Origin of the sequence: Vibrio sp. 10N.222.55.A1 (assembly GCF_041473835.1) — a bacterium.
GTDB lineage: Bacteria > Pseudomonadota > Gammaproteobacteria > Enterobacterales > Vibrionaceae > Vibrio > Vibrio crassostreae_C.
This window is the reverse complement of sequence record NZ_JBFRSX010000069.1, coordinates 1-5,420: the sequence shown is the minus strand read 5'-3', so window position 1 is coordinate 5,420 and position 5,420 is coordinate 1. Positions and strand designations below refer to the sequence as shown.

General features: G+C 46.4%; 6 protein-coding genes and 1 riboswitch. All 6 genes read left to right on the top strand.

Features of this window, described 5'->3' with window-relative positions; genetic code table 11:
* Positions 1 to 525 precede the first annotated feature (525 nt).
* A riboswitch (guanidine-I (ykkC/yxkD leader) is annotated at positions 526 to 623 on the top strand.
* 64 nt (positions 624 to 687) lie between these two features.
* Positions 688 to 1,761, top strand: coding sequence for a putative urea ABC transporter substrate-binding protein (locus AB4493_RS19210; RefSeq protein ID WP_372155620.1), 1,074 nt, complete (start codon positions 688 to 690; stop codon positions 1,759 to 1,761).
* 33 nt (positions 1,762 to 1,794) lie between these two features.
* Positions 1,795 to 2,625, top strand: coding sequence for an ABC transporter permease (locus AB4493_RS19205; RefSeq protein WP_372155619.1), 831 nt, complete (start codon positions 1,795 to 1,797; stop codon positions 2,623 to 2,625).
* Positions 2,618 to 3,424, top strand: coding sequence for an ABC transporter ATP-binding protein (locus tag AB4493_RS19200; protein WP_372155618.1), 807 nt, complete (start codon positions 2,618 to 2,620; stop codon positions 3,422 to 3,424). Before AB4493_RS19205 ends, AB4493_RS19200 begins: the two co-directional genes overlap by 8 nt.
* A 10-nt stretch (positions 3,425 to 3,434) precedes the next feature.
* Positions 3,435 to 4,199 carry an urea amidolyase associated protein UAAP1 gene (locus AB4493_RS19195; RefSeq protein ID WP_372155617.1) on the top strand — a complete coding sequence of 255 codons (765 nt, stop codon included), beginning with the start codon at positions 3,435 to 3,437 and terminating at the stop codon, positions 4,197 to 4,199.
* 11 nt (positions 4,200 to 4,210) lie between these two features.
* Positions 4,211 to 4,849 carry an urea amidolyase associated protein UAAP2 gene (locus AB4493_RS19190; RefSeq protein WP_372155616.1) on the top strand — a complete coding sequence of 213 codons (639 nt, stop codon included), beginning with the start codon at positions 4,211 to 4,213 and terminating at the stop codon, positions 4,847 to 4,849.
* A gap of 93 nt (positions 4,850 to 4,942) precedes the next feature.
* The coding region (locus AB4493_RS19185) for a biotin carboxylase N-terminal domain-containing protein (RefSeq protein ID WP_372155615.1) at positions 4,943 to 5,420 on the top strand (478 nt) is incomplete at its 3' end.

Sequence of the window (5,420 nt, the reverse complement as noted above, 5' to 3'; positions counted from 1 at the left end):
CGAAGAGGGAACACATTCTGTGTGCAGCGTCGGGTGTTTTATCACCAAAGTATATGGAAGGGAAAGCACCTAGACTTATCATATGTCCTCGGTGGTCTGCTTTGCAATTAAGCCAAGTTCAATTCGATACAATTACTTCTGGCCAGACAGTAAATAGTACATCCAAGAAAAAGCAGGGATACCCGAGGCTCTCAACGTTAGTTTAAAGCTAAGAACTGTATGTGGCAAGCTTGCTTCTGCCCCATTCGAAGTTACGCCTGATTAGCTACTTACTTCACAGAGCCGCCATTTGACTTACTTTTCCTCATACCTTTAGTGCACCTATAAAAGTCGGGGGATTATCACTGCACCCAAATTGAACTTATGCACCAAAATGATCACATCTAGAACAGTGTAGTAATTCACTTTGAGTTTAAGTTATTGATTTTTAGTTACTTAAAATTGGCATGATATTTGTTTAGTTATTGTAAGTTTACAAGAGCACAGAGTTAGCTAGGTGATTAACCTTGCTAACTCACAATTTGGCAAATAGACATCTAGGGTTCCGGCTGTTGATACAGTGTCTGGGTCGAGAGTTGTCAACCTCGCAAGGGGTCACACGGAGGGATAGAAGCCCGGGAGATTAAACCAAGCCAATTGGTTATGTCTCTTGTGTTTGTATTTAGTGACCTCATGGAGGAGATTTCAATGAAAGCTCAAATCAAAAAAAGCCTACTTGCATCCGTTGTCGGTACGACGCTACTCACTTCAGCCTTTTCCCCAATCGCATTAGCACAAGAGAAAGAAAAGTTTACTCTTGCTTGGTCTATCTATGTCGGGTGGATGCCATGGGATTATGCAGACCATTCTGGAATCTTAGATAAATGGGCAGATAAGTACGGCATTGAAATCGATGTTGTGCAGGTTAACGACTACATTGAGTCCATCAATCAGTTCACCACGGGTCAGTTCGATGCAACCGTTATGACGAACATGGATGCATTAACGATTCCTGCGGCAAGTGGAGCTGACTCAACAGCACTAGTAGTGGGTGACTTCTCAAACGGCAACGATGGTATTGTCCTTAAAGGGGATAAAAAGTTAGAAGACCTAAAAGGTCAGTCAATTAACCTTGTAGAGTTAAGTGTATCTCACTACCTGCTGGCTCGCGCGCTAGAAAGTGTGGGTATGAGTGAGCGTGATGTGAGAGTCGTCAACACATCCGATGCTGATCTTGTTGCCGCATTTAGCACTAGCCAAGTGACTTCTGTCGTTACTTGGAACCCGCTATTGAGTGAAATCACTTCTCAGCCAGACACTTCTTTTGTTTTCAACTCTTCTGACATCCCTGGCGAAATTATCGACTTACTGGTCGTCAATACTGAGACCTTGGAAAGCAACCCAGCATTGGGTAAAGCCTTGACCGGCGCGTGGTACGAAATCATGTCGATCATGCAATCATCAGAACAGGGTGATGAAGCCAAATCCTATATGGCACAAGCATCTGGTACTGACCTTGATGGTTACAAGTCTCAGCTACAAGCGACCAATATGTTCTACTCCGCTGATGAGGCAGTGAGATTTACACAAAGCCCTAAACTTGCTGCGACGATGCAAAAAGTCAGCGAGTTCTCATTTGAGCATGGTCTGCTAGGTGAAGGTGCGCCTGATGCGGGTTTCATTGGCGTAGAAACACCAACGGGCGTTTATGGCGACCCAAGCAACATCAAGCTTCGATTTACATCTGAGTACATGCAGATGGCAGCGGATAACAAGCTGTAACCTCACCATTCGGTCATTGTAAATGGAGTCGTTATGACCAAAGTAATTAACTGTCATCCGTCCAAATTTGGACGCGTTATGTTAGGTGTGATGCCGTTTCTCATCCTGCTTGCCGTCTACGTGACGGCAGCAGATGCGAGACTGGCAGCCAACTCCGCCGATAAGCTACTTCCCGCGCTCAGCAGTTTTGCAGATGCCATCGACAGAATGGCGTTTACCCCAAGCCGAAGAACGGGTGAATACCTAATGTGGACAGACACCTTTGCCAGTCTTGCAAGACTAGGCTGGGGGATTGGTATCAGTGCACTGATTGGTCTATCACTAGGTATTGCGACGGGCATTATTCCTTTAGTGCGTTCTTCATTATCACCGGTGATCACCGTAGTTTCTCTTATTCCGCCTATGGCGATATTGCCAATATTGTTTATCTCATTTGGGGTGGGTGAAGTCTCTAAAGTGGTGCTGATTGTCATCGGTGTGTGTCCGATCATTATTCGAGACATTCAGCTTAGGGTGCAAAGCCTGCCTGATGAGCAACTCATTAAGGCTCAAACACTAGGCGCGAACAGTTGGCAAATTATTGTGCGAGTTATCCTTCCTCAGATTATGCCAAAGCTGATTGAAGCCGTTCGCCTAACCTTGGGTAGCGCATGGCTGTTCTTGATTGCCGCAGAGGCGATTGTTGCAACCGAAGGCTTGGGATACCGCATCTTCTTGGTACGCCGTTACCTATCAATGGATGTGATTCTACCGTACGTCTTGTGGATCACTATCTTGGCTTACAGCATGGATTGGCTCTTACGCTTAGCGTCGAAAAAGTTAAGCCCTTGGTATCACCAGTCTCAAGGAGAGAATCATGGTTAGTGCGCAAGTGAATAACGAAACCAAGCAGCCGATCATCCAAATCAAGCAGGTTTGGAAAGAGTATGGCGACAACATCGTCCTTGAGCGTTTGAACCTCACTGTCAATGAAGGTGACTTCGTCAGCATCGTCGGCGCTTCGGGTTGTGGAAAAACCACTTTCCTCAACATGCTGCTAGGCACAGAAACACCATCGAGAGGCCAAATGTTATTGGATGGCGAGCCGCTTACTCAAGAGCCTGGTGTAGAGCGAGGCATCGTGTTCCAAAAGTACTCGGTGTTTCCACATCTGACTGCACTTGAGAATGTCATGCTCGGCTATGAGTTTGAGGAAAGCAGTATTTCCAGCACTTTATTGGGACGACTGTTTGGGGCTAAGAAGCAACAAGCGAAAAAGCAAGCGTTGAAGATGCTGGAACAAGTAGGCTTGTTAGCCGCTCAAGATAAATACCCGCATGAGCTATCAGGCGGTATGAGACAGCGTCTTTCTATTGCTCAGGCACTAATTAAGAAGCCAAGAATACTGCTATTGGATGAGCCTTTTGGCGCACTTGATCCGGGTATTCGCAAAGACATGCATGTGCTCGTGAAATCGCTGTGGAAAGAGCAAAACCTGACCGTATTTATGATCACTCACGATCTTAGTGAAGGCTTCCATCTAGGCAACCGTCTATGGGTGTTTGATCATACCCGCCATGATGAGCAAGCCCCAGAGCGTTTTGGTGCGCAGGTGACTTTTGATATTCCAACTGAGCAGTTGGAACACACCCAACCAGAACAACTACTACAAAAAATTGCATAAGGAATAAAACATGTTAGCAAAACAGGAAGTGATTTTTTCAGACACACTGCCTGGGGCCGCCCATTGGTCTATGGTCGTGCCGAAAGGTCGAACGGTTCGGTTCAAAGACCTAGAAGGCGGGGCGAACCTGAGTGTGTTGTTCTACAACCCTGCCAATCCGATAGAGCGCTACAATGCGCCTGATACCTTGAAATGCCAACACACGTTCAAGCTGACCACAGGCAACTGTTTGTATTCAGATATGGGGCGTATTTTCTGTTCGATTGTCCGTGATGACACTGGCTGGATTGATACTGTTTGTGGTGTTGCCAACAAACAGAAAGTGGCACAGAAGTGGGGTGAGCGAGACTACCAAACAGAGCGTAACCAGTGGAAACAGAACGGCTATGACGCGTTGCTAGTAGAAGTGGCGAAATATGGCTTAGGTAAGCGTGATTTGGCGGCGAACCTTAACTTGTTCAGCAAAGTGGCTACCGATGAAGTGGGTAATCTTAACTACGACCCTCAGCACAGCCAAGCCGATGACTGTATTGAGCTGCGTTTTGAGATGGATACCTTGGTAGTGATGACGACTTGTCCGCATCCACTTAATCCATCAGAGACATATCCATATAAGCCTGTTGAGGTAACGGTATTTGAGTCTGACCCGATGCTCGAAAGTGATGCCTGTCTAAATCACCGTGAAGAGAACGAGCGAGGTTTTGAAAACAACCGTCGTTATGCCGCTACGGAAAGTCAAGCCGTTGAACCATCCACCGTTAGTCACTGTTGTTAAAGGAGTAAAACATGATTGTAGAGAGCCAATTACAGCCAAGTGAAGCACTTTATCGTGATGTTGTGCCTGCGGGTGACTACTACATGAAAGTCGTAAAAAAAGGCCAAACGGTGCGTATCCTTGATATTGAAGGCAACCAAGCTGCAGATACTCTGTTTTACAACGCGAATGATCCTTCAGAGCGCTACAGCGCCATCGATACCATTCGTGAGCAGGGTAATGTTTATCTAACTGCTGGGACCAAGATTCTGTCTGACCAAGGCAATGTGATGCTTGAGATTGTCGCAGATACCTGTGGCCGACACGACACGCTTGGCGGCGCATGTGCGACCGAGAGCAACACAGTACGTTACTCAATTGATAAAAAGTGCATGCATGCTTGCCGTGATAGCTGGTTACTTGCTGTCGCTGAAAACGAGCAGTTTGGTATGTCTAAGCGCGACATTACCCATAACATCAACTTCTTTATGAATGTACCTGTGACAGCCGAAGGTGGACTTACTTTTGCGGACGGTATTAGTGGCGCAGGCAAGTACGTAGAGCTCAAAGCCCACATGGACACCATCGTCTTAATGTCGAACTGCCCACAACTGAATAACCCATGTAATGCCTACAACCCAACGCCTGTTGAGGTCATCGTTTGGCAATAAAGTCAGCAAAATAGCTGCAAAAAATGAGCAAGGGACGACCCTAGTTAATGCTCTTTATTTTTCCGGGACGACCTGGATTTTAGGGAAGAAAATATGTTTAGTAAGGTGTTAATTGCTAACCGTGGAGCCATTGCCTGCCGAGTTATCCGCACATTAAAACAACTCAATATCACAAGCGTTGCTATTTATAGCGAAGCAGACTCTCAAAGTTTACACGTTGTCGGTGCTGATGAGGCTTACTCTTTAGGTCAGGGCGGCGCAACCGAGACGTACCTTGATCAAGACAAAATCATTGCTATTGCGAAACAGTCAGGGGTAGAAGCGATTCATCCTGGCTACGGCTTCCTAAGCGAAAACCCAGAATTTGTTGAACGCTGCGAACAAGAAGGATTGGTCTTTTTAGGACCAACAGCAGAACAAATGCGAGCGTTCGGCCTAAAACACTCTGCGCGTAACATCGCGACTCATGCGAACGTACCGCTTCTCCCAGGCACAGACTTATTGAATGACAAGCAGCAAGCCCTAAAGGAAGCGGAGAAAATTGGCTATCCAGTGATGCTTAAAAGTACCG

Coding starts and splice junctions, on each gene's coding strand:
- AB4493_RS19210 (WP_372155620.1), top strand. CDS start 688: ATGAAAGCTCAAATCAAAAAAAGCCTACTTGCATCCGTTGTCGGTACG.
- AB4493_RS19205 (WP_372155619.1), top strand. CDS start 1,795: ATGACCAAAGTAATTAACTGTCATCCGTCCAAATTTGGACGCGTTATG.
- AB4493_RS19200 (WP_372155618.1), top strand. CDS start 2,618: ATGGTTAGTGCGCAAGTGAATAACGAAACCAAGCAGCCGATCATCCAA.
- AB4493_RS19195 (WP_372155617.1), top strand. CDS start 3,435: ATGTTAGCAAAACAGGAAGTGATTTTTTCAGACACACTGCCTGGGGCC.
- AB4493_RS19190 (WP_372155616.1), top strand. CDS start 4,211: ATGATTGTAGAGAGCCAATTACAGCCAAGTGAAGCACTTTATCGTGAT.